Annotated in this window: 2 protein-coding genes; both read right to left on the bottom strand. The window is 53.4% G+C overall.

Annotated elements, in window-relative coordinates; all coding sequences use genetic code 11:
* Window position 1: 1 nt before the first annotated feature.
* Window positions 2–745 (bottom strand): hypothetical protein, encoded by a 744-nt coding sequence (locus AX730_RS18680; protein WP_157074020.1) that lies wholly within the window; start codon window positions 743–745, stop codon window positions 2–4.
* The coding region (locus tag AX730_RS18675) for a hypothetical protein (RefSeq protein ID WP_232310134.1) at window positions 726–2,300 on the bottom strand (1,575 nt) is incomplete at its 5' end. The genes AX730_RS18680 and AX730_RS18675, both read right to left, overlap by 20 nt.

Genomic DNA, 2,300 nt, shown 5'->3' with positions numbered 1-2,300 from the left:
GCTACAGTAACCCCGGACTCCAAATGGTTCCGCTACTGAAAGCGGGGGGACGTCGGATTATTCGATCAGCATCAATTAAATCCTGCTCGCAAGAATCATAGAGCTGCACGTATTCAGCGGCTGAAAGACAATACGTCTGCGCCTCTCTCGAAGTTCTCGATCTTGTCTTTGTAAGACCTGTTACTCCACGCTCATATGTGTAGGGGCATGCCGTAATCGGATCTGCGAGTGATGCCCTCAGCTCCCAGGGGAGCACACAAGCCCAGACGACGCTTTTGATCCCCTCAGCGCGCCTCTTTTTTCCCTTGCGTGGGTGCCAGCTTTCAATTGGCGATGATGAGAGATGCTCCACGAACTCTCTGAATACGGGGGGCGATACGTCCCGAAATCTCCATATGTCCTTCGCCGCCAACCAATTTAGGAAGACTGTCAGCGACTGGCTGACTCTTATGACACTAGAAGCCTTGGGTACAGAGGATCCCGGCCGCCCCTTATTCCAGTAGGTGAAGAGCACATCAAGGAACGAATGTCTCCATCTGAAATGGATGCTACTTACCTTGATCAACGCCACGTCAGAAGCTGGGTTTGGCATGTAGGGCGAGAGGTCTATTCTCTCGTCCCCGTAGTAGCTTAATGGTATGAGCTCCCCGTTACATTCAATCCACGAAACGACCTCTCTGTCCCGTTCTTCGGCATGCAGAGAAGTGATTCGCTCTACTGCCTTTCTAATGCTGCTCGCGGACATCTAGCCAACCCTCTATCTTTGCCTTCGCCCAGAATGGATGAGGGTTGTGCCTCGCGCGATCCATTGCACTTCTTGCGCTCTGGCCAAACCGCTCTATAACAGCTGTCTCCATTGCTTTGATAGCAAATCTAACCATCGACCAGGCCGGCGTTCGGCGAAGAAAGTGGGACTTGTTTTGAAGGGCCCAATAGAAGCTGTACAGTCTCCAGAGCTCGTTGTCCTCACCGGTAATCACTTGATTTGGACATTTGAAGCAATTTGTCCATCGCTCGCAGTATGTGACTCCATTCTTAGGTGCATAGCGTCCCCCGAGTGGATCCGAACACCCGCTCACCGGCGTGGGCGAGAAGCTCGCGATTGCTCCCTCCAGCCTCTGGCGCAGCTCGCCCATTGCTTGATGGAACTCCACTACAGCCTCCTTCGGCGCTGCGACATAGTGTGTCGCTGCGGTAGGGCCCGCATTTCCAAGAATCTTTGCCACCACGAGCGGATCGCCTCCAGCCAGCTCAAAAGCTCTCGACGCCAAGGTGGCGCGGAATCTGCGGGACGACGGCCAGAATCGCTGCCCCTGTTCGTCAATAAAGAGATGGCGACGGCTAAGCCAACCGCGAATTGCTCCACTCACATCATTCATTGTGAGTGGGATAGGACGAGTTCCTTCCGTGCGCCGCAGCGGCCCCCTAACAAACGCGCGGCCATCTCCCTCACTTAAGCCCTGCGTTAGGTCATGCGTGTAGTCGAGCAATTCTCTGTAGAGGGTCTCCACGCTTGAGTCACAGATCGTGGTCTTATCGACCGAATCCAGCCATTTCGATACGGACTGCACTTCTCTACGGGCTCTTGTTTTGTAAGAGACCAGAACGCTGTAGCCTGGTCTTAGCGGATGCTCACGAAGAGCATCGCGCGTAAGCAGTAGCAGCGACGACGCATTAAAACCTGTTCGCAATGCCATCAAGCTGAAGTACACGGCAAGAGCAACCTGTTGTGGAACCGCATTCGGATCCTTCCTAATCTCGACGAGATATCGATGAAGAACTATAGAGATCTGTGACAACTCGTACTTCGAGTATGGCTTTGTTGAATTCGCACCATCCCGGCAGTACGACATCCTCCTTTGCATACCCGTCTCGTGAGGCGATATACATAAATTCAGCTCATGTCCAAGCCGCATGATGATGAGCAGATGTGCGTACATGTTGTACGCTGTTGGCGGTGAGTATTTGATCGGCAAGTGCACCGCATATGCTTCAAGCAGATCACGATCAATCGCCAATAGCGACCATGCCTTTCTCTTTACCGGCTGCCGTTCAATTAGCCACGGTATGAAGCTTGCCCTCATCGCACGCAGCACCGTTTTCAAAGTTGGTGACGTTACTCGGCCGCTGCGATGTCCATATGCGCAAATCTCTGCGAGATCGCATATGAACTTGTCAACCCCCTTTCCCATTTGCGCAGAGAAGTCAATGGCGGTCGGCCTGCAGGCTTGATCCCCGGGTACAAGGGTAATCCCCCCGCTTTTAGCGGACACCAGAAGTGGAGCTATGCGGCCATTGCC

Origin of the sequence: Pseudoxanthomonas mexicana, assembly GCF_001556105.1 — a bacterium.
GTDB lineage: Bacteria > Pseudomonadota > Gammaproteobacteria > Xanthomonadales > Xanthomonadaceae > Pseudoxanthomonas_A > Pseudoxanthomonas_A mexicana_A.
Note: the sequence above shows the minus strand (reverse complement) of the source record. Positions and strands in the feature narration are given on the sequence as shown.